Here is a 22,361-nt window from a genome sequence, read left to right as displayed (position 1 = left end):
CTCAATTCCCAAACATCAGTGCGGTCAGCACAAAATCCAGCCCCAGAACGGCAAGAGAGGCGTGCACAACGGTGCGTGTCGTAGCCCGGCTAATTCCGGCGGAGGTCGGAATCGCATCATAACCATTGAACAATGCAATCCAGGTGACCGTAATGGCGAACACCACGCTCTTAATCAAACAGTTGACCAGATCCAGACGCCAGTCGACGGCATTTTGCATAGCCGACCAGAAAAAGCCGGCATCAATACCTTTCCAGCTTACGCCAACCAGTGAACCACCCCAGATCCCCACGGCGACAAAAATAATCGTCAGCAGCGGCAATGAAATGACACCCGCCCAAAAACGCGGAGAGACCACTCGACGCAGAGGATCAACCGCCATCATTTCCAGGCTGGAAAGCTGTTCGGTTGCCCGCATCAGGCCGATTTCCGCGGTTAACGCCGATCCGGCTCGCCCGGCGAACAGCAGCGCCGCAACAACCGGCCCCAGTTCTCGCAGCAAGGACAGCGCCACCAGCATACCGAGACTGGTTTCTGCGCTGTAGGTTGTCAGGACCAGGTATCCCTGCAATCCCAGCACCATCCCGATGAACACGCCAGAAACGATAATGATCAGCATCGACAGGACACCGACATTATAGAGCTGGCGGATCAGCAGCGGCGCATGTTTGCGAAACTCCGGCTTGCCGACTACCGCATTGAACAACATTAATCCGGCTCGCCCGAACGTCCTGAGGGTTTTTATTCCCCGATGTCCGAGTGATGCCAGCGCATTTAACAACATGGGTGGCTTAACTCCCTGTTTTGAGTAAATCGGTGTGGTAGTCGCCCGCTGGGTAGCGGAACGGAACTGGCCCATCGGCAATACCATCGAGGAACTGACGCACGCGCGGATCGGCATTTTCTTGTAGTGCCTGAGCACTACCGTAGGCCACTATCTTTTTGTCCGCCATAATATAGGCGTAATCCGCAATACTCAGTACCTCTGGCACATCATGAGAGACCACCACGCAGGTGACGCCCAGCGCGTTGTTCAGTTCTGAAATCAGCTTCACCAGCACACCCATGGTGATAGGATCCTGACCGACGAACGGTTCATCAAACATAATGAGATCTGGCTCCAGCGCAATGGCGCGTGCTAATGCCGCACGTCGCGCCATCCCCCCGGATAATTCAGAAGGCATGAGTTTTGCCGCACCACGCAGGCCGACAGCTTCCAGTTTCATCATCACCGTGCTCTTGAGCAACGCCTTGGGCAGCGTCGTATGCTCACGCAGTGGATAAGCGACGTTGTCAAACACGTTCATGTCGGTAAACAGCGCCCCGGACTGAAACAGCATACTCATGCGCTTACGCACGGTGTACAAACGTGAACGAGACATGGCTGGGACGTTTTCGCCGTCAAACAGGATTTCGCCCTTATCTGGCGGGATCTGCCCGCCAATCAGACGTAACAGCGTCGTTTTGCCGATGCCTGATGGCCCCATGATCGCCGTCACCTTACCGCGCGGCACCGTCAGGGAAATATTATCAAAGATGCAGCGGTCACCTCGGGAAAAGCTGACATCGCGCATATCGACTAGATTCGCCACAGACTGACCCATTGATTCATCCTTTACTATTGCCTCGTTGATCGAAGAGTTGGCGCTCAATTTAGCCCTGAACTCGACATATTTACAGATTATTGCCTGTCCTGGTTAGCGAAAGCTGGCATTTGTTTTACTTTTTAGCCGCATAAAGTCAAAATTAAGAATTCGTTACGGCTTCCGGAAGATCCTTCAAGTGGACCGGCGAGTATACCTGAAGAAAGGACTTTAGATGCTTTTAGCGACGGCACTGTTAATAATTGGTTTACTTCTGGTGGTCTACGGTGCCGACCGTCTGGTATTTGCTGCATCTATTTTATGCCGCACCTTCGGTATCCCCCCCATCATTATTGGAATGACGGTCGTCAGCATCGGCACATCCCTACCTGAGATTATTGTCTCTGTTGCGGCATCAATGAATGGGCAGCTCGATTTAGCCGTCGGTACCGCCATCGGCTCCAACATCACCAATATTCTTCTTATTTTAGGCCTGTCAGCACTCATTCATCCTTTTACCGTGCATTCCGATGTTCTGCGTCGTGAATTACCGTTAATGTTGCTGGTAAGCATTTTGGCCGCGTCCGTTCTGTATGACGGGCAGTTAAGCCGCAGTGATGGCCTCTTTCTTCTGCTTCTGGCCGTGCTATGGCTGCTATTCATTGTTAAAATCGCCCGTCTGGCAGAACGCCAGGGCAATGACAGCCTGACTCGGGAGCAAGTTGCGGAACTGCCTCGCGAAGGCGGATTGCCTGTCGCATTTTTATGGCTGGGGATAGCGCTGATCATTATGCCAATGGCAACGCGTATGGTGGTTGATAACGCCACTGTACTGGCAAATTACTTTGCCATGAGCGAGCTTACTATCGGTTTGACGGTCGTCGCCATTGGTACCAGCCTGCCAGAACTGGCAACCGCCATTGCAGGTTTGCGTAAAGGTGAAAGCGATATTGCCGTCGGTAACATCATCGGCGCTAACATTTTTAATATTGTTATCGTTCTTGGGTTACCTGCACTGATTACACCGGGCGAGGTCAACCCGATGGCCTTCGTCCGGGACTACAGCGTCATGCTGCTGGTGAGCGTTATTTTTGCATTACTCTGCTGGCGACGTCCGCGCCAGATTGGTCGTGGCGCAGGGGCGCTTCTGACCAGCGGTTTTATCATATGGCTGGCGATGCTGTATTGGTTATCGCCACTTCTCGTTGGATAACTGGAAACGCATTATGTCGCACTTAGAGTTGCAACCGGGTTTTGACTTTCAGCAAGCAGGCAAGGAAGTCCTGACAATTGAACGTGAAGGCCTGGCGGAGCTTGATCAGTACATCAACCAGAACTTTACCCTCGCCTGTGAAAAGATTTTCAGTTGCCCGGGCAAAGTCGTGGTGATGGGAATGGGAAAATCAGGGCATATCGGGCGCAAAATGGCCGCTACGTTTGCCAGTACCGGCACGCCCTCATTTTTTGTGCATCCTGGCGAAGCCGCACATGGCGATCTGGGTATGGTGTCACCGCAGGACGTCGTGATTGCCATTTCTAACTCCGGTGAATCTAATGAGATTGCAGCGTTAATTCCGGTGTTAAAACGCCTGCATGTCCCCCTTATCTGCATGACGGGTCGTCCGGAAAGCAGTATGGCGCGTGCAGCAGATGTCCATCTGTGTGTTAAAGTGCCCAAAGAAGCCTGCCCATTAGGTCTGGCACCGACCAGCAGCACGACCGCAACGCTGGTGATGGGCGATGCGCTTGCCGTTGCGTTACTAAAAGCACGCGGCTTCACCGCAGAAGATTTTGCGTTATCTCATCCTGGTGGCGCATTGGGGCGTAAGCTTTTGTTGCGCGTTAACGATATTATGCATACGGGAGACGAAATCCCGCATGTGACCAAAAGCGCCAGCCTGCGTGACGCCTTACTGGAGATCACGCGGAAAAACCTCGGCATGACCGTCATTTGCGATGACGCGATGAAGATTGACGGCATCTTTACGGATGGCGATTTACGTCGTGTCTTCGATATGGGCGTTGATGTACGCCAGTTAGGTATTGCGGATGTGATGACCCCTGGGGGCATTCGCGTGCGTCCAGGGATTCTTGCCGTTGATGCCCTGAACTTAATGCAGTCCCGCCATATCACCTCGGTAATGGTTGCTGATGGCGACCAGTTACTGGGTGTGTTACATATGCATGATCTGCTGCGTGCAGGTGTAGTGTAAGAAACTCAAGGATAACGAAAATGAGTAAAGCAGGTGCGTCGCTTGCGACCTGTTATGGACCCGTCAGCACTGACGTCATCACCAGGGCAGAAAACATCCGTCTGCTGATCCTTGATGTGGATGGCGTACTGTCTGATGGTCTGATTTATATGGGCAACAACGGTGAAGAGCTGAAGGCGTTTAACGTCCGCGATGGCTACGGAATTCGCTGCGCGCTCACTTCCGGCATTGAGGTTGCCATTATTACCGGACGAAAGGCTAAACTTGTAGAAGATCGCTGTGCCACATTAGGGATCACACATCTGTATCAGGGGCAGTCGGACAAACTGGTTGCCTTTGGCGATCTGCTTAGCAAACTGGCGATCGCGCCTGAGAATGTGGCGTATGTTGGCGATGATCTGATCGACTGGCCGGTGATGGCAAAAGTGGGATTAAGCGTAGCGGTAGCGGATGCTCATCCGTTGCTGATCCCGCGGGCCGATTACGTCACCCGTATCGACGGGGGACGCGGCGCAGTGCGCGAAGTCTGCGACTTATTACTGCTGGCGCAGGGCAAACTGGATGAGGCCAAAGGGCAATCGATATGAGCAAAACCAGACGTTGGGTTATCATTCTACTGTCGCTGGCTGTCCTTGTGATGATTGGTATTAACCTGGCAGACAAAGACGACACCGCTCAGGTTGTCGTTAATAACAACGAGCCAACCTATAAGAGCGAGCATACCGACACCGTCGTGTACAGCCCTGAGGGCGCGCTGAGCTATCATTTGATCGCGCAACACGTTGAATATTATTCAGATCAAGCAGTTTCGTGGTTCACTCAACCGGTGTTAACCACGTTTGATAAGGACAAAGTACCGACCTGGTCAATCAAGGCCGATAAAGCCAAATTGACCAACGATCGGATGCTGTACCTGTATGGCCATGTTGAGGTTAACGCGCTGGTGCCTGACTCTCAACTACGCAGAATTACTACCGATAACGCGCAGATCAACCTTGTGACGCAAGATGTCACTTCCGATGATCTGGTCACGTTGTATGGAACAACATTTAACTCCAGCGGACTGAAGATGCGCGGCAACTTACGCAGCAAGAACGCCGAGCTGATTGAAAAGGTTAGAACCTCATATGAAATCCAAAACAAACAAACTCAGCCTTAATCTTGTGCTTGCCAGCTCACTTCTGGCCGCCAGCATTCCGGCATTCGCCGTCACTGGCGATACCGAGCAGCCGATCCACATTGAATCGGACCAGCAGTCTCTGGATATGCAGGGCAACGTGGTGACGTTTACCGGCAATGTCATCGTGACTCAGGGCACGATCAAAATTAATGCCGATAAGGTCGTCGTCACGCGTCCGGGCGGTGAAGACGGTAAAGAAGTGATTGACGGTTATGGCAATCCGGCGACCTTTTACCAGATGCAGGACAATGGTAAACCGGTTAAAGGCCGCGCCTCACAGATGCACTATGAGCTGGCAAAAGATTTCGTCGTCCTTACCGGTAAGGCTTATCTGGAACAACTCGATAGCAACATCACGGGCGATAAGATCACCTATCTGGTAAAAGAACAGAAAATGCAGGCCTTCAGTGAGAAAGGCAAACGCGTCACCACCGTTCTGGTTCCGTCGCAATTGCAGGACAAAAACAAGACCAAGGCTCCGGCAGAGAAAAAAGGTAACTGATTCGTTATGGCAACATTAACTGCAAAGAATCTTGCAAAAGCCTACAAAGGCCGTCGTGTGGTGGAAGATGTCAGCCTGACCGTCAACTCCGGGGAGATCGTCGGTCTGCTCGGCCCTAACGGTGCGGGCAAAACAACAACCTTTTACATGGTTGTCGGCATTGTCCCGCGCGATGCGGGCAACATTATCATTGATGACGAAGATATCAGTCTGTTACCCCTGCATGCGCGTGCCCGTCGCGGTATCGGCTACTTACCGCAGGAAGCCTCTATTTTTCGTCGCCTGAGCGTATTTGATAACCTGATGGCGGTACTGCAAATTCGTGACGATCTTTCCAGCGAGCAGCGTGAAGATCGCGCCAATGAGCTGATGGAAGAATTCCATATCGAACATCTGCGTGACAGCCTTGGACAGGCACTCTCCGGTGGGGAACGCCGCCGTGTGGAGATCGCCCGCGCACTGGCCGCTAATCCTAAATTTATCCTGTTGGATGAACCCTTTGCCGGTGTTGACCCAATTTCCGTCATTGATATCAAACGTATTATTGAACACCTGCGCGACAGCGGGCTTGGCGTGCTGATTACCGACCATAACGTGCGCGAAACGCTGGCTGTTTGTGAGCGCGCCTACATTGTGAGCCAGGGACACCTGATTGCACACGGTACGCCGACAGAAATCCTGCAGGACGAGCACGTTAAACGCGTATACCTTGGGGAAGACTTCAGACTCTGATAGGGTAGTAGACTTCACGTCACCGCAGGAGACAACAACTCTGAACATGAAGCAAGGTTTGCAACTCAGGCTTAGCCAACAACTGGCGATGACGCCTCAGCTACAACAGGCTATCCGTCTGTTGCAGTTGTCCACGCTGGAACTTCAGCAAGAACTTCAGCAAGCGCTGGAAAGTAACCCACTGCTCGAGCAAACCGATCTTCACGACGAAATTGATACCCAGGAAAAGCAGGATAGCGAATCCCGCGATACGGCTGACGCACTCGAACAAAAAGAGATGCCAGAAGAGCTGCCGCTGGATGCCAGTTGGGATGAGATTTACACCGCAGGGACGCCGTCTGGCACCAGCGGGGATTACATTGACGACGAACTGCCTGTGTATCAGGGTGAAACCACGCAATCGCTGCAAGATTACCTGATGTGGCAGGTGGAACTGACCCCATTCTCAGATACCGATCGTGCTATTGCCACGTCAATTGTGGATGCAGTCGACGAAACGGGCTATCTCACCGTCACGCTGGACGACATTCTCGACAGCATGGGCGATGACGACATCGGTATCGATGAAATCGAAGCCGTGCTTAAACGCGTTCAGCGTTTTGATCCCGTGGGCGTAGCAGCCAAAGATCTCCGCGACTGCTTACTGATCCAACTTTCACAGTTTGATAAAGTCACGCCGTGGCTGGAAGAAGCACGCCTGATCATCAGCGATCACCTTGATCTGCTCGCCAACCACGACTTCCGCACCCTGATGCGCGTAACCCGACTGAAAGAAGATGTGCTGAAAGAAGCCGTCAATCTTATCCAGTCGCTTGACCCAAGACCTGGACAATCTATCCAGACCGGTGAACCAGAGTACGTCATCCCGGATGTGCTGGTGCGTAAGCATAACGATCGCTGGGTAGTCGAACTCAACAGTGACAGCATTCCGCGTTTACAGATCAACCAACACTACGCCGCCCTGTGCAATAACGCGCGCAATGATGCTGACAGCCAGTTCATTCGTAGCAACCTGCAGGATGCAAAATGGCTGATTAAAAGTCTGGAAAGCCGCAATGACACGCTATTGCGCGTTAGCCGCTGTATCGTTGAGCAACAGCAAGCCTTCTTTGAGCAAGGCGAAGAGTATATGAAACCGATGGTTCTGGCCGATATCGCCCAGGCCGTCGAGATGCATGAATCGACCATTTCCCGAGTGACCACGCAAAAGTATCTGCACAGTCCGCGCGGCATTTTTGAATTGAAGTATTTCTTCTCCAGTCACGTTAACACTGAAGGTGGAGGCGAAGCCTCTTCTACAGCTATCCGCGCATTGGTGAAGAAATTAATTGCTGCGGAAAACCCCGCGAAACCGCTGAGTGACAGCAAGTTAACCTCTATGCTGTCAGAACAAGGTATCATGGTGGCACGCCGCACCGTTGCGAAGTACCGAGAGTCTTTATCCATTCCGCCGTCTAACCAGCGCAAACAGCTGGTTTGACCCAACCGATAAGGAAGACACTATGCAGCTCAACATCACTGGAAATAACGTCGAAATCACTGAGGCCCTGCGCGACTTTGTCACCACAAAGTTTGCCAAGCTTGAGCAATATTTCGACCGGATTAATCAGGTCTATATTGTGTTGAAAGTGGAGAAGGTCACACACATCTCGGATGCAACACTGCATGTGAACGGTGGCGAAATTCATGCCAGCGCGGAAGGTCAGGATATGTACGCCGCCATTGACGGTTTAATTGATAAACTGGCTCGGCAGTTAACAAAACATAAAGATAAACTGAAACAGCACTAACTTGTCCGGGCAGTTAGCGGGTGCAGGACGGCCTGTTGTGCAGCACAACGGGCCATTTGTACAGTTAGCGCTTAGGTGAAATTATGACAAATAACGATACGACTCTACAACTGAGCAATGTTCTTAACCAGGAATGTACGCGCGCGGCCGTTCACTGCCAAAGCAAGAAACGCGCACTGGAAATCATCAGTGAACTGGCGGCCAAACAACTCAGCTTGCCTCCTCAGGTGGTATTTGAAGCCATTCTGACGCGCGAAAAAATGGGCAGTACCGGTATTGGCAATGGTATTGCCATTCCGCATGGAAAGCTGGAAGAAGACACCCTGCGTGCGGTTGGTGTATTTGTTCAACTTGAAACGCCAATCGCGTTCGATGCCATTGATAATCAACCCGTCGATCTGCTTTTCGCCCTGCTGGTCCCGGCGGACCAAACCAAGACGCATTTGCATACATTGTCACTGGTTGCCAAACGCCTGGCAGATAAAACCATCTGTCGTCGCCTGCGCGCCGCACAGAGTGACCAGGAGTTGTATCAAATCATCACTGACACCGAAGGTGGACAGGATGAAGCATAACAACCCAATGGCATCCTTTTCTGTCGTTGTGAGGAGAAACAGTACATGGTACTGATGATCGTCAGCGGTCGTTCAGGGTCAGGTAAGTCTGTCGCCCTGCGTGCGCTGGAAGATATGGGTTTTTACTGCGTGGATAACCTTCCCGTCGTGTTGTTGCCCGAACTGGCTCGAACCCTCGCCGATCGCCAGATATCTGCGGCTGTCAGCATTGATGTGCGCAACATGCCCGAATCCCCGGAGATTTTTGAGCAGGCCATGAGTAACCTGCCTGAAGGCTTCTCACCGCAACTGCTGTTCCTTGATGCCGACCGTAACACGCTAATTCGCCGCTACAGCGATACGCGCCGTTTACACCCGCTGTCCAGCAAGAACTTGTCTCTGGAAAGCGCTATCGATAAAGAAAGCGATTTACTGGAGCCGTTGCGTTCACGCGCTGACCTGATCGTAGACACCTCTGAAATGTCTGTGCACGAGCTGGCGGAAATGTTACGTACCCGACTGCTGGGCAAACGTGAACGTGAATTAACGATGGTATTTGAGTCCTTTGGCTTTAAACACGGAATCCCTATTGATGCGGATTACGTCTTTGATGTCCGTTTCCTGCCTAACCCGCACTGGGATCCAAAGCTACGTCCGATGACCGGTCTGGACAGGCCCGTCGCGGCCTTCCTCGACAGACACACAGAAGTACACAATTTTATCTACCAGACTCGCAGCTATCTTGAGCTATGGTTACCCATGCTGGAGACCAACAACCGCAGCTACCTCACTGTAGCCATCGGCTGTACCGGCGGGAAACACCGTTCGGTGTATATTGCAGAGCAACTGGCAGACTACTTCCGCTCACGCGGTAAAAACGTGCAGTCACGCCATCGTACGTTGGAAAAACGCAAATCATGACCGTGAAGCAAACTGTTGAAATCACGAATAAGCTGGGCATGCATGCCCGGCCGGCAATGAAACTGTTTGAGCTAATGCAGGGTTTTGAAGCAGAAGTTCTGCTGCGTAATGATGAAGGGACGGAAGCCGAGGCAAACAGTGTTATCGCTCTGCTGATGCTGGATTCCGCCAAAGGACGCCAGATTGAAGTTGAAGCCACAGGTCCGCAGGAGGTTGAGGCTCTGGCAGCCGTGATTGCGCTGTTTAATTCGGGGTTTGATGAAGATTAGGGCAGCATCGACTAATACAGCTTATTTTCACGCATAAACGACTCACCGCCCAGCTGGCGCATTTGGCGCATGATCCACGCCTGACGACTGCGTACATAGCCGGAAGGCGCACTCGCCTTAAAACGTAACGGATTGGGCAGCACCGCCGCCAGCAATGCCGCTTCAGACGGGCTAAGACGGCTGGCGGGTTTACGGAAATAGCGCTGTGATGCAGCCTCTACACCGAATACTCCATCGCCAAACTCCGCAATATTCAAATAAACCGTCAGGATTCGTTTCTTGCTCCAGACGGTTTCTATCCCCAGCGTTAACCCGGCCTCGAGCCCTTTGCGCACCCAGCTACGCCCATCCCACAAAAAGAGGTTTTTTGCCGTTTGTTGCGATAACGTCGAAGCGCCCCGAATACGGTTTTCATTACGTTCGTTATGCGCCAGCGCTTTCTCTATCGCTGAGACATCAAATCCCCAGTGATCGGGAAATTTCTGGTCCTCAGCAGCAATGACTGCCAGCCCCATCCACGGTGATATCTCATCCATACTGACCCAGTCAGAATGCGCCACATAGCCGAAATTACCCTGTATCCAGGCACCAAGCTGCCGTTCAACCATCACCGCTGAGAAAGGAACGGGCATCACGCTGAAGAGCGCTATACCCCCGCCCCAAAACACGGCGAGGACAATAACCGCCCGCAGAAACAGACGTCGCAGAAAGGCGGTAGCCCCTTTTCTCATTCAGTCAGTACCAGAACACGCGAGACCAGTTTGTCGATCCCACTCGCCGCCTGAGCGATATCCTGCGCCAGCATGTAAGCAGGCGTGGTGACAACTTTATTATCTTCATCAACCACAATGTCATCGACCGGGCAAGGCACATGTTCAGCGCCCATCTCTTCCAGTACTTCCGCTGTATCGATGTCAGTGCCAATGGTCAGACGCAGCGGGAAGTCAAAAATCTTAGGTAACATAGCAGGAGCAATACACATGAATCCAAGAGGTTTACCGGCCTGATGCAGCGCCTTCGCCAGAGCAGCTAAGTCGCTATCAATCCGACACTCACTGCCCTGGCTGGCAAAATTGCTCAGATTTTTTGCTGCGCCAAACCCGCCAGGCACAATTAGCGCATCCAGCTCCGTTGCGACCGCCTGGGCCAGGGGGCGAATATCACCACGCGTAATACGCGCAGCTTCAATCAGGACATTGCGCGTTTCCGGCATCGGCTCGCCCGTCAGATGATTAATCACATCCGCCTGCTGTTTATCTGGGGCAAAGCAGATAGCTTGAGCGCCATTGCGGGCAATAGCCAGCAGCGTGAGTACGGCTTCGTGAATTTCTGCACCGTCATACACGCCACATCCGCTGAGCACTACGCCAACTTTTTTCATCGTGATACTCCTTTCGCAACTGACTGAAGCATATTAATAATTCTGATTAGAATGCCACGCTTCACACATTTAACTGATTCATGTAACAAATTATTTAAGATTTGCTATCTTAACTGCGTGCGGCCTGAAAATTAGGGCTGCGCCCTTGTAAACAATGATAATAATTTACGGCGCAGCCACGATTTCCCTGGTGTTGGCACAGTATTCGCGCACCCCGGTCAAGCCGGGGTCATTTTTTTTCCACGCTCGCAACCCAGGCTCTTAACACCGCCACGTCGTGCTGCCACTCCTGCTTCATCTCTTCAATCCATTCAGCCACGTTATCTTCCCAAGCAGGAAGGTCGGGTGATTGAATTTGCTGACCCAACTGTTGCAGGTGGCGCAGACCGACAGATCCGGCTGCACCTTTAATTTTATGGCCTTCCTCAACCACGCCTTTTTTATCACGGGCAGTCAGATTAGACTCCAGCACGCTCAAATATCCTGGCATCATTTTCTCAAACACCGCCAGACCGTCGGTGATCAACTTCGGCCCGACCAGTTCGAGGTATTGTTCCAACATGGGAATATCTAACAGCGCTTGCGATTTACTGCTTTCTTCAGACGTCACAGTGCTCTCCTCTTCGTTTCGGGTATCCCAGTATTTTTTGATCATGGCGGTTAACGCCGGAACTGACAGCGGCTTACTCAGCACGTCGTCCATTCCTGCATCCAGATATTCTTTTTTATCTTTCAGTACGTTGGCGGTGAGAGCCACCAGCGGCGGCAGATCTTCACGGGCGTATTTTTGCGTCAGTTCGCGTGAGATATCCAGACCGGTCATATCCGGTAGCTGAATATCCAGCAGCACCAGGTCATATTCACCCGGTTTGAACATGTCCAGCGCGGCTTTCCCGGTCATGGCGACATCCACGCTGTTGCCCAGCTTTTCCAGCACCGAACGCGCAACAATAACGTTCAGTTCAATGTCTTCCACCAGCAGCACATTCAGGGCTGGTAACGGCATTTCATCGTCTTCAAAAGCATCTTCAATTTCTTCTGCCACGGCAGGAGCATGCACGGTTAGCGTAAAGATGGAGCCTTTTCCGGCCTGGCTGGAAACCGTAATATCACCGCCCATGTTTTTCGCCAGACGCTTCGAGACGGCCAGTCCAATCCCGGTTCCCGTTGCCGGTTTACCACCATGGCTGTCCTTCACCTGATAGTACATGGCGAAAATTTTATCCTGCTCATCCTGTGGAATACCGATCCCGGAATCCTCCACCTCAAAATGCAGTATGTCTCCCTCGTCATAGCGCGCCCGTACGGTCACCTGCCCCTGCTGAGTAAACTTCACGGCGTTGCTGATCAGATTCCACAGAATCTGGCGCAAACGCGTTCCGTCGGTGATGACCTTATGTGGCAGCGGTAGCGTCGGCTCAAGCACAAAGCGCAATCCTTTTTGTTGCGCCTGCAAGCCGGAGAGGTTTTCCAGATCCGCCATAAAACTGGTGAAATCAACAGGCTGGTTATCGAGCTGGACTTTACGCCGCTCCATCTTATCCATGTCAATAATATCGTTGAAAATATTCCCCAGCGTCACGGCGGAAACATGGATAGTTTTGAGATATTTTTCCTGCTCAGCGGTTAAATCTGTATCCAACAGGATCCGGCTTAAGCCGACAATGCCGTTAAGCGGAGTGCGCAGCTCGTGGCTGATGGTGGAAATGAAAGTGGTCTTATCACGGCTGGCGCGCTCAAGCGCGTCCTGATAACGCTTCCGCTCGGTAATATCGCGCCCAAAGCCCATCAGGCCATGTCGCTTACCTACGCGGTCATAGTAAGGCACTTTACGAATTTCAAAGCAGGCTTTGCGCCCATCCGGGTAGTCCAGCCACTGTTCATAGGTGAGCGAGACGTTATGACGGAATACCTTCTCGTCGGTTTCAATCACCTTTTCAGCCGCCTCTGGCGAATACACATCAGCCGGCTTTAGATTCACCAGTTGCTTTTCGCTCTTACCGGTCAGCAGCTCCATAGCACGGTTACAGCCGGAAAATTCTTTATCTTCATTGCGATAAAAAACCAGGTCCGGTGAAGCATCAAGGAAAGAACGTAAAAATGAAGATTGTTGCTCGAGCTGGATCTGCGCTTCTTCGCGCTCTTTGATTTCAACCTTCAGTTGTTCGAACGTTTCCTGGCGCTCCGCTTCGGCTTTTTCGCGCTCGACAATTTCCTGGTTGAGCTGGGCAATATTATCTTTCAACTGCACATTGAGCTTGAGATCGCGCTCGCGCATCTCTTCCAGCTTTTGTACCAGTCGTGACAAGCGTTGCCGGGACTCTTCCAGTTGCTCCACCACCACAGAAAGGAAGTAGACGGCCCAGGGGGTAATTAACAGGCCAAAAAAGATAGAACGGATGACATCAATGCTTTCTACCTGGCCATGTAGCACCATGGTGACAGCCATCTGCACCACAATTGCCAACACAACCAAAGCCAGCGCCAACAGCAGCGAAAAGCGCACCAGACCTAACTTCATCATCAGGTCGACATAGTATTGCGCCAGCATACGAATTTGCTTCATAGAGGGTTCCTTCACGACAACTTGGCACAATAATACTCAATTCTCAGCGTGACGTTGAAGATTGTGCAAGAAATGCGGGGGTTATCGGTGAAATGACTGGGTAGGCGGTAGGCCGGATAAGGCATAGCCGCCATCCGGCAATGTGCGCCGGGCCACCTGATGGCGCGCAGCTTTCAGGCCTACATGACTACGGAGGGTTAGATCCCCGGCTGAATCCACGGCGTACCCAGCGCCGAGCCTTGCACGCCGTGCTCATTAAGGTACTTATCCAGTTCAACCATCCCGGTCCAGCGGTTTTCACACCATAGCGGTGCCAGCAGCGTTGGGCGACGCGCGCTGGCAGAAATGCGATGATAAATCACCTCTGGCGGCGTATGGCGGATCATCTCTCCGGCGGTAACCGTATAATCGTCCAGTTCAATTCCGTTCAGCCGCCCGGCTTCCCAGGCTTTCGCCATCGTACTGCCTTTCACAATATGCAGCGGATGCAGCTTAATACCGTCAACACCCGTCTCCACCACACGCTCCATGGTTTGCAGGCATTCTGCCTGCCCTTCTCCCGGCAGACCGACAATCAGGTGCGAACAGACTTTCAGCCCGCGTTCACGCGCCAGTTGGGTCGTTCGCTGATAACAGGCAAAATCATGCCCACGATTAATGCGATGCAGCGTCTTGTCATGGGCCGTTTGCAAGCCCAGTTCCAGCCACACTTCGTAGCCCTGATCCTTGTACTCGCATAGCAGATCGAGCACGGCACCCGGCACACAGTCAGGGCGCGTGCCAACGCATAACCCGACGATGCTGGCCTGACTAACCGCCTGTTGGTACATCGAACGCAGCACCTGTACTTCCGCAAAGGTACTGGTATAAGCCTGAAAATAGGCCAGATAGCGCTTCGCGCGATTCACTAATTGCGCCTGATGCTCAAGCTGTTCAGCGATAGAATGATGCTGCTGCGCTTCGTCAGCAAAGGAGGCGACATTACAGAAGGTACATCCGCCACGTCCAATGGTGCCATCGCGATTTGGGCAGCTAAAGCCGCCGTGCAGCGTGAGCTTATGAACCTTTTGCCCATAACGGCGAGAAAGATCCCCACCAAACATATTGACTAATTTCTGTAACTGCATAATCTGGTAGACCGCGCCTTGAAAAGAGGCCAAAGCCTGCCATTTTTTGCCCCAGTCGGCGATGACCTGGATCAATCGCCCTGGCGAGCCTTTATTTATTGCATAACAAATCAAAATAATTGAAATTTCATTCACTCTAAATCTAATTACTTTTCCTTATATTCAGCGGTTTTTTTTATCTTCTTATACTCTCAGCGCAAAAACAGTATCTTTAAGACGCCGGAACTCTAAAAACCAGCATAAAATGCCAGTCATCTCGATAAATAAAGGGAGGACGAGGGATATCAGGCCTTTCTGACAGTGAGACAGATCACACTTCCAGGGGTATACTCCTCAGGTTAAATCAATGTAAAAAATCCTTTTATTTCAACATTTTCATAAAGTTAATCGCCCTATAGCACATTTTTGCATAAATAAGATTGCCATTTGACCTGTGTGTGGATTCCCGATAACTTGGAAATCCGCTGGAAGCTTTCTGGATGAGCAGTCTGCTCATCATATTTATGCAGTAATTGAGATTCCCTCTGAAGCAAGTCCTCAAACTTGTTTGACCTATGCGAAAAGGATAAAGAGGGCGAATGCGAGGTGAGCGTATGAAACGCAAACCCCGTCGCCATGCTCTTGGTGTGCCCGTGCGCAAACGGTATCGGAGAGGTGTCCCGCAGAGCCTGGGGAGGTTCACTGATATGTTGTACGATAAATCCCTTGAGAAGGATAACTGTGGTTTCGGCCTGATCGCCCACATAGAAGGCGAACCTAGCCACAAGGTAGTGCGTACCGCCATACACGCACTGGCACGTATGCAGCACCGTGGCGCAATTCTTGCCGATGGCAAAACCGGCGATGGTTGCGGCTTGCTGTTACAAAAACCTGACCGCTTTTTCCGCATTGTTGCGCAAGAGCGCGGCTGGCGTTTAGCCAAAAACTACGCCGTCGGCATGATCTTTTTAAATAAAGACCCTGAGCTGGCTGCGACTTCTCGTCGCATTGTTGAAGAAGAATTACAGCAGGAGACCCTGTCGATTGTCGGCTGGCGCGACGTGCCGACCAACGAAGGTGTTCTCGGTGAAATTGCGCTCTCCTCCCTGCCTCGTATCGAGCAAATTTTTGTTAACGCCCCTGCGGGCTGGCGTCCGCGTGATATGGAGCGTCGCCTGTTCATCGCGCGTCGTCGTATCGAAAAACGCCTCCTGCAAGACAAAGACTTCTACGTCTGTAGCTTGTCGAATCTGGTCAATATCTATAAAGGTCTGTGTATGCCGGCAGATCTGCCGCGCTTCTACCTGGACCTGGCAGACCTGCGTCTGGAATCGGCCATCTGCCTGTTCCACCAGCGCTTCTCCACCAACACCGTGCCGCGCTGGCCGCTGGCGCAGCCGTTCCGCTATCTGGCGCACAACGGTGAAATCAACACCATCACGGGCAACCGCCAGTGGGCGCGCGCCCGTACCTATAAGTTCCAGACCCCGCTGATCCCGGATCTGCACGACGCCGCGCCATTTGTTAACGAAACCGGCTCAGACTCCAGTTCGATGGATAACATGCTGGAACTGCTGCTGGCAGGCGGGATGGACATCATCCGCGCCATGCGCTTACTGGTTCCACCGGCCTGGCAGAACAACCCGGATATGGACCCGGAGCTGCGCGCGTTCTTTGACTTTAACTCCATGCACATGGAACCGTGGGACGGCCCGGCGGGCATCGTGATGTCCGATGGTCGCTTCGCCGCCTGTAACCTCGACCGTAACGGCCTGCGTCCGGCACGCTACGTCATCACCAAAGACAAGCTGATTACCTGCGCCTCTGAAGTCGGGATCTGGGATTATCAACCGGATGAAGTGGTAGAGAAAGGCCGCGTCGGCCCTGGCGAGCTGATGGTTATCGATACCCGCAGCGGGCGCATTCTGCACTCAGCCGAAACCGATGATGACCTGAAAAGCCGTCACCCATACAAAGAGTGGATGGAGAAAAACGTCCGCCGCCTGGTACCGTTCGAAGACCTGGCTGACGATCAGGTCGGCAGCCGTGAACTGGACGATGACACCCTCGCCAGCTATCAGAAACAGTTTAACTACAGCGCTGAAGAGCTGGATTCCGTGATCCGCGTGCTCGGCGAAAATGGCCAGGAAGCGGTCGGTTCAATGGGTGACGATACCCCGTTTGCCGTGCTCTCCAGCCAGCCGCGCATCATCTATGACTACTTCCGCCAGCAGTTCGCGCAGGTCACCAACCCGCCGATCGACCCGCTGCGTGAAGCGCACGTCATGTCGCTGGCCACCAGCATCGGTCGTGAGATGAACGTCTTCTGCGAAGCCGAAGGTCAGGCACACCGCCTGAGCTTTAAATCGCCGATCCTGCTGTACTCCGATTTCACCCAGCTCACCACCATGAAAGAGGAGCATTATCGCGCTGACCGTCTGGATATCACCTTCGACGCGACCGAAACTACGCTCGAAGAGACCGTCAAAGCATTGTGCGATAAGGCGGAACAGATGGTGCGCAACGGCACGGTACTGCTGGTACTCTCTGACCGCAACATCGCCAAAAATCGTCTGCCGGTTCCGGCGCCGATGGCCGTGGGCGCAGTGCAAACGCGTCTGGTAGAACAAAGCCTGCGCTGCGACGCCAACATCATCGTTGAAACCGCCAGTGCCCGCGATCCGCACCATTTTGCCGTCCTGCTCGGCTTTGGCGCGACGGCCATTTATCCATACCTTGCGTATGAAACGCTGGGACGGCTGATCGACACTCAGGCGATTGCCAAAGATTACCGGACCGTGATGCTGAACTACCGTAACGGCATCAACAAAGGTCTGTACAAAATCATGTCCAAAATGGGCATCTCGACCATTGCCTCCTACCGCTGCTCGAAGCTGTTTGAAGCCGTCGGTCTGCACGATGATGTCGTGGCGCTGTGCTTCCAGGGCGTGGTCAGCCGTATTAGCGGCGCAGGATTTACCGACTTCCAGCAGGATCTGCTGAACCTCTCCAAACATGCATGGCTGGCGCGTAAACCTATCAGCCAGGGCGGTTTGCTGAAGTACGTCCACGGCGGCGAATACCACGCCTACAACCCGGACGTGGTACGCACTCTGCAGCAGGCGGTACAAAGCGGCGAGTACAGCGACTATCAGGAATACGCCAAGCTGGTTAATGAGCGTCCGGCGGCTACGCTGCGCGATCTGCTGGCGATTACGCCTGGCGATGAAGCCGTAAGCATTAGCGAAGTAGAACCCGCGACCGAACTGTTTAAACGCTTTGATACCGCCGCCATGTCTATCGGCGCATTAAGCCCGGAAGCACACGAAGCGCTGGCCGAAGCCATGAACAGCATCGGCGGCAATTCGAACTCCGGTGAAGGCGGCGAAGACCCGGCGCGCTATGGCACCAATAAAGTGTCACGGATTAAGCAGGTTGCTTCCGGTCGCTTTGGCGTAACCCCGGCATACCTGGTCAATGCCGATGTCATTCAGATTAAAGTCGCTCAGGGCGCGAAACCTGGCGAAGGTGGTCAGTTACCGGGTGATAAAGTCACCCCGTACATCGCCAAACTACGCTATTCCGTACCGGGCGTGACGCTGATCTCCCCGCCGCCGCACCACGATATCTACTCTATCGAGGATTTAGCGCAGCTGATTTTCGACCTGAAACAGGTCAACCCGAAGGCGATGATCTCGGTGAAACTGGTTTCCGAACCAGGCGTTGGTACCATCGCCACTGGCGTAGCGAAAGCCTATGCGGATCTGATCACCATTGCTGGCTACGATGGCGGCACTGGCGCAAGCCCGCTCTCCTCCGTGAAATATGCGGGCTGTCCGTGGGAACTCGGCCTGGTGGAAACCCAGCAGGCGCTGGTGGCTAACGGTCTGCGTCACAAGATTCGTCTGCAGGTCGATGGCGGTCTGAAAACCGGCGTCGATATCATTAAAGCGGCAATTCTGGGTGCAGAAAGCTTTGGCTTCGGTACCGGCCCGATGGTGGCGCTGGGCTGTAAATATCTGCGTATTTGCCACCTGAACAACTGCGCAACCGGTGTTGCAACTCAGGATGAGAAACTGCGTAAGAACCACTATCACGGCCTGCCGTTTAAAGTGACCAACTACTTTGAATTTATCGCCCGTGAAGTGCGCGAGCTGATGGCCTCGCTGGGCGTTACCCGCCTGGTGGATCTGATTGGTCGCACCGACCTGCTCAAAGAGCTGGATGGCTTCACCGCCAAGCAGCAGAAGCTGGAGCTGTCTCGTCTGCTGGAAACAGCCGAACCGCATCCTGGTAAAGCGCTGCATTGCACCGAGAACAACCCGCCGTTTGATAATGGCGTGCTGAACGCCCAGTTGTTACAGCAGGCGAAGCCGTTCGTCGACGAGCGCCAGAGCAAAACCTTCTGGTTCGATATCCGCAACACCGACCGTTCCGTCGGCGCATCGCTGTCGGGCTATATCGCTCAGACGCATGGCGATCAGGGGCTGGCGTCTGACCCGATCAAAGCGCACTTCAGCGGTACTGCAGGCCAGAGCTTTGGCGTGTGGAACGCGGGCGGCGTGGAGTTGTATCTGACCGGCGATGCCAACGACTATGTCGGTAAAGGCATGGCGGGCGGTCTGCTGGCGGTACGTCCTCCGGTTGGCTCAGCTTTCCGTAGCCATGAGGCGAGCATCATCGGTAACACCTGCCTGTATGGCGCCACCGGTGGTCGCCTGTTCGCGGCAGGTCGTGCGGGTGAGCGCTTTGCGGTGCGTAACTCCGGCGCAATCACCGTGGTTGAAGGAATTGGCGACAACGGCTGTGAATACATGACCGGCGGCATCGTCTGTATTCTCGGCAAAACCGGCGTTAACTTCGGCGCGGGCATGACCGGCGGATTCGCCTACGTGCTCGACGAAGACGGTGAATTCCGCAAACGCGTAAACCCGGAACTGGTCGAAGTGCTGAGCGTGGACTCGCTGGCGATCCACGAAGAGCACCTGCGCGGCCTGATTACCGAGCACGTACAGCATACCGGCTCTTCTCACGGCGAAGAGATCCTGGCGAACTGGCCAGCATTCTCGGCGAAATTCGCGCTGGTAAAACCAAAATCCAGTGATGTGAAAGCACTGTTGGGTCACCGTAGTCGTAGCGCAGCAGAGCTGCGTGTGCAGGCGCAGTAAGGGGTAGCAGCAATGAGTCAGAACGTATACCAATTTATCGACCTGCAGCGTGTTGATCCGCCGAAGAAGCCGCTGAAGATCCGCAAGATCGAGTTTATCGAGATTTACGAGCCGTTTTCCGAAGGCCAAGCCAAAGCACAGGCAGATCGCTGCCTGTCCTGCGGTAACCCGTACTGCGAGTGGAAGTGCCCGGTGCATAACTACATCCCGAACTGGCTGAAGTTGGCGAATGAGGGACGTATTTTTGAAGCGGCTGAGCTGTCACATCAGACCAACACCCTGCCGGAAGTCTGCGGGCGCGTGTGTCCGCAGGACCGTCTGTGTGAGGGTTCCTGTACGCTGAACGATGAGTTTGGCGCGGTAACTATCGGCAACATCGAGCGCTATATCAACGATAAAGCCTTCGAGATGGGCTGGCGTCCGGATATGACCGGCGTTCGCCAGACGGACAAGCGCGTGGCGATTATCGGCGCGGGGCCAGCGGGCCTGGCCTGTGCCGATGTGCTGACCCGCAACGGCGTGAAAGCGGTAGTATTTGACCGTCACCCGGAAATCGGCGGCTTGCTGACCTTCGGTATCCCAGCCTTCAAGCTGGAAAAAGAGGTCATGACCCGTCGCCGTGAAATCTTCACCGGCATGGGCATTGAGTTCAAACTCAACGTGGAAGTGGGCCGTGATGTGCAGCTCAACGATTTGCTGAAGGATTACGACGCCGTGTTCCTTGGCGTAGGAACCTATCAGTCGATGCGCGGCGGGCTGGAAAACGAAGACGCTGAGGGCGTGTTTGATGCCCTGCCGTTCCTGATTGCTAATACCAAGCAATTGATGGGTTTTGGCGAAAGCAGCAACGAGCCATACATCAGCATGGAAGGCAAACGCGTCGTCGTACTCGGCGGTGGCGATACCGCGATGGACTGCGTGCGCACTTCGGTTCGCCAGAATGCTGCACACGTCATTTGCGCCTATCGTCGCGACGAAGAGAACATGCCGGGTTCGAAACGCGAAGTGAAAAACGCGCGCGAAGAAGGCGTCGAGTTCCAGTTCAACGTCCAGCCGTTAGGTGTGGAAGTGAATGCCAACGGGAAAGTGTGCGGCGTGAAAATGGCGCGCACTGAAATGGGCGAACCGGATGCGAAGGGACGTCGCCGTGCGGAGATCGTCGCTGGCTCCGAGCACGTTGTTCCGGCTGATGCCGTGGTCCTGGCGTTTGGTTTCCGCCCGCACAGCATGGAATGGTTGAAAGAGCACAGCGTCGAACTGGATTCACAGGGCCGCATCATTGCCCCGGAACGTAGCGACAACGCTTTCCAGACCAGCAACCCGAAAATCTTCGCCGGTGGCGACATCGTGCGCGGTTCGGATCTGGTGGTCACCGCGATTGCCGAAGGTCGTAAAGCGGCAGACGGGATCCTGAATTACCTGGAAGTGTAATACTTCTGGCTCCCCTGACGCTGATGGATGGGGAGCCAATATTCCTCCACTAAATACATGCGGAATCATTTTTCGAAAGCCGCTCACAAATACAGCTGTATATTCAGTACATTGAAATTCCGCAGACAGTGTCTGCAGAATCTTACCATTTGGCGTAACTGACTTAATCTTTTCCACTACCCTGGTCGGCGTTTGTCCGCTTCTTATCGGTTAAAAATGTCGAGCCCAAAAATCAACGCAATCATCAACACCATAAATAATAACCATGTAAAGATTATACGTAATCGTTTGCTTTATTCTGAGAACTGTATATTATGCGGCGGATTTTTTGGGCAAAATTCATGGAGGCGTTGTGTCGCAGGACAACAATTATAGCCAGGGCTCCGTCCCTCTGGCGGCGCGGAAAGGCGTGGTTCCACTAACATTTGTCATGTTGGGGCTTACATTTTTTTCCGCCAGTATGTGGACCGGTGGCACACTCGGTACCGGTCTTTCCTATAATGATTTCTTCCTGGCAGTTCTCTTCGGTAATCTTCTCCTCGGTATTTACACTGCATTTCTCGGCTTTATCGGCGCAAAAACAGGGCTCTCAACCCACCTTCTGGCGCGTTACTCATTTGGTTTGAAAGGTTCATGGCTTCCCTCACTGTTGTTAGGCGGTACGCAGGTAGGCTGGTTTGGCGTGGGTGTGGCTATGTTTGCTATCCCGGTGGGCAAAGCGACGGGAATTGACGTCAATATCCTGATTGCGGTTTCCGGTCTGTTGATGACCTTGACCATCTTTTTGGCATCTCAGCGCTGACCATTTTATCTATTATCGCCGTCCCCGCCATCGTCGTTCTTGGCAGCTACTCCGTCTGGCTGGCGGTGAGTGATGTCGGCGGTTTAGACCATTTAAAAGCGATAGTGCCGCAGACGCCGCTGAATTTCTCCACCGCCCTGGCGCTGGTGGTCGGTTCGTTTGT

The 22,361-nt window shown here is 53.3% G+C and carries 19 protein-coding genes and 2 pseudogenes; 15 read left to right on the top strand and 6 right to left on the bottom strand.

Going from position 1 to position 22,361, the window contains the following annotated elements; all coding sequences use genetic code 11:
• Position 1: 1 nt before the first annotated feature.
• Positions 2-784, bottom strand: a complete 783-nt coding sequence (gene mlaE, locus EHN13_RS22875) for a lipid asymmetry maintenance ABC transporter permease subunit MlaE (RefSeq protein WP_048213419.1) — start codon at positions 782-784, stop codon at positions 2-4.
• 7 nt (positions 785-791) lie between these two features.
• Positions 792-1,604 carry a phospholipid ABC transporter ATP-binding protein MlaF gene (gene mlaF / locus EHN13_RS22870; protein ID WP_048213420.1) on the bottom strand — a complete coding sequence of 271 codons (813 nt, stop codon included), beginning with the start codon at positions 1,602-1,604 and terminating at the stop codon, positions 792-794.
• 214 nt (positions 1,605-1,818) lie between these two features.
• On the opposite strand from mlaF, the gene EHN13_RS22865 reads away from it, so the two are divergent.
• The 11 genes from EHN13_RS22865 to npr all read left to right on the top strand — a co-directional run bounded on the left by EHN13_RS22865 (position 1,819) and on the right by npr (position 9,744).
• Complete coding sequence (locus EHN13_RS22865) at positions 1,819-2,796, top strand: calcium/sodium antiporter (RefSeq protein ID WP_048213421.1); 978 nt, start codon at positions 1,819-1,821, stop codon at positions 2,794-2,796.
• A gap of 13 nt (positions 2,797-2,809) precedes the next feature.
• Entirely contained in the window at positions 2,810-3,796 is a 987-nt protein-coding gene (gene kdsD / locus EHN13_RS22860; protein WP_048213422.1) for an arabinose-5-phosphate isomerase KdsD, read from the top strand.
• A gap of 20 nt (positions 3,797-3,816) precedes the next feature.
• The gene (gene kdsC / locus EHN13_RS22855) at positions 3,817-4,383 is read left to right on the top strand and encodes a 3-deoxy-manno-octulosonate-8-phosphatase KdsC (protein WP_005121322.1); all 567 of its coding nucleotides are present in this window, start codon (positions 3,817-3,819) and stop codon (positions 4,381-4,383) included.
• Positions 4,380-4,955, top strand: coding sequence for an LPS export ABC transporter periplasmic protein LptC (gene lptC / locus EHN13_RS22850; RefSeq protein WP_048213423.1), 576 nt, complete (start codon positions 4,380-4,382; stop codon positions 4,953-4,955). Before kdsC ends, lptC begins: the two co-directional genes overlap by 4 nt.
• Positions 4,924-5,478: a lipopolysaccharide ABC transporter substrate-binding protein LptA gene (lptA, locus tag EHN13_RS22845; RefSeq protein ID WP_048213424.1), complete on the top strand. Its 555-nt coding sequence runs from the start codon at positions 4,924-4,926 to the stop codon at positions 5,476-5,478. The genes lptC and lptA overlap by 32 nt, the downstream gene beginning before the upstream one ends.
• A gap of 6 nt (positions 5,479-5,484) precedes the next feature.
• Positions 5,485-6,210, top strand: coding sequence for an LPS export ABC transporter ATP-binding protein (lptB, locus tag EHN13_RS22840; RefSeq protein WP_048213425.1), 726 nt, complete (start codon positions 5,485-5,487; stop codon positions 6,208-6,210).
• Positions 6,211-6,256: 46 nt separating this feature from the next.
• The gene (rpoN, locus tag EHN13_RS22835) at positions 6,257-7,690 is read left to right on the top strand and encodes an RNA polymerase factor sigma-54 (protein WP_124022130.1); all 1,434 of its coding nucleotides are present in this window, start codon (positions 6,257-6,259) and stop codon (positions 7,688-7,690) included.
• Between the two features lie 22 nt (positions 7,691-7,712).
• The gene (gene hpf, locus EHN13_RS22830; protein WP_005121327.1) at positions 7,713-8,000 is read left to right on the top strand and encodes a ribosome hibernation promoting factor; all 288 of its coding nucleotides are present in this window, start codon (positions 7,713-7,715) and stop codon (positions 7,998-8,000) included.
• A gap of 83 nt (positions 8,001-8,083) precedes the next feature.
• A complete protein-coding gene (gene ptsN, locus EHN13_RS22825; protein WP_048213427.1) occupies positions 8,084-8,575 on the top strand; it encodes a PTS IIA-like nitrogen regulatory protein PtsN in 492 nt (163 codons plus the stop codon).
• A gap of 45 nt (positions 8,576-8,620) precedes the next feature.
• Complete coding sequence (gene rapZ / locus EHN13_RS22820; protein ID WP_048213428.1) at positions 8,621-9,475, top strand: RNase adapter RapZ; 855 nt, start codon at positions 8,621-8,623, stop codon at positions 9,473-9,475.
• Positions 9,472-9,744, top strand: coding sequence for a PTS phosphocarrier protein NPr (npr, locus tag EHN13_RS22815; protein ID WP_003828770.1), 273 nt, complete (start codon positions 9,472-9,474; stop codon positions 9,742-9,744). Before rapZ ends, npr begins: the two co-directional genes overlap by 4 nt.
• 11 nt (positions 9,745-9,755) lie before the next feature.
• On the opposite strand, the gene mtgA is transcribed toward npr, so the two are convergent.
• The 4 genes from mtgA to mnmL form a co-directional block, all read right to left on the bottom strand.
• A complete protein-coding gene (gene mtgA / locus EHN13_RS22810) occupies positions 9,756-10,475 on the bottom strand; it encodes a monofunctional biosynthetic peptidoglycan transglycosylase (RefSeq protein WP_101741916.1) in 720 nt (239 codons plus the stop codon).
• Positions 10,472-11,125 (bottom strand): isoprenoid biosynthesis glyoxalase ElbB, encoded by a 654-nt coding sequence (gene elbB / locus EHN13_RS22805; protein ID WP_124022129.1) that lies wholly within the window; start codon positions 11,123-11,125, stop codon positions 10,472-10,474. Before elbB ends, mtgA begins: the two co-directional genes overlap by 4 nt.
• A gap of 229 nt (positions 11,126-11,354) precedes the next feature.
• The gene (arcB, locus tag EHN13_RS22800) at positions 11,355-13,691 is read right to left on the bottom strand and encodes an aerobic respiration two-component sensor histidine kinase ArcB (protein WP_048213431.1); all 2,337 of its coding nucleotides are present in this window, start codon (positions 13,689-13,691) and stop codon (positions 11,355-11,357) included.
• Between the two features lie 197 nt (positions 13,692-13,888).
• Positions 13,889-14,818, bottom strand: a complete 930-nt coding sequence (mnmL, locus tag EHN13_RS22795; RefSeq protein ID WP_115601395.1) for a tRNA modification radical SAM protein MnmL/YtqA — start codon at positions 14,816-14,818, stop codon at positions 13,889-13,891.
• A gap of 686 nt (positions 14,819-15,504) precedes the next feature.
• Here mnmL and gltB point away from each other — a divergent pair.
• From gltB to codB, 4 genes and pseudogenes are all read left to right on the top strand, one after another.
• Positions 15,505-19,965: a glutamate synthase large subunit gene (gene gltB / locus EHN13_RS22790; protein ID WP_124022128.1), complete on the top strand. Its 4,461-nt coding sequence runs from the start codon at positions 15,505-15,507 to the stop codon at positions 19,963-19,965.
• Positions 19,966-19,977: 12 nt separating this feature from the next.
• Positions 19,978-21,396, top strand: a complete 1,419-nt coding sequence (locus EHN13_RS22785) for a glutamate synthase small subunit (protein WP_115601393.1) — start codon at positions 19,978-19,980, stop codon at positions 21,394-21,396.
• A gap of 95 nt (positions 21,397-21,491) precedes the next feature.
• Positions 21,492-21,626, top strand: a pseudogene (locus EHN13_RS24625) (DUF1016 domain-containing protein); the annotation flags it as partial.
• A gap of 122 nt (positions 21,627-21,748) precedes the next feature.
• Positions 21,749-22,361 (top strand): annotated as a pseudogene (gene codB / locus EHN13_RS22775) (cytosine permease); the annotation flags it as partial.

The sequence above is a fragment of the Citrobacter youngae genome, assembly GCF_003818115.1.
GTDB classification, from domain to species: domain Bacteria; phylum Pseudomonadota; class Gammaproteobacteria; order Enterobacterales; family Enterobacteriaceae; genus Citrobacter; species Citrobacter youngae.
Note: the sequence above shows the minus strand (reverse complement) of the source record. Positions and strands in the feature narration are given on the sequence as shown.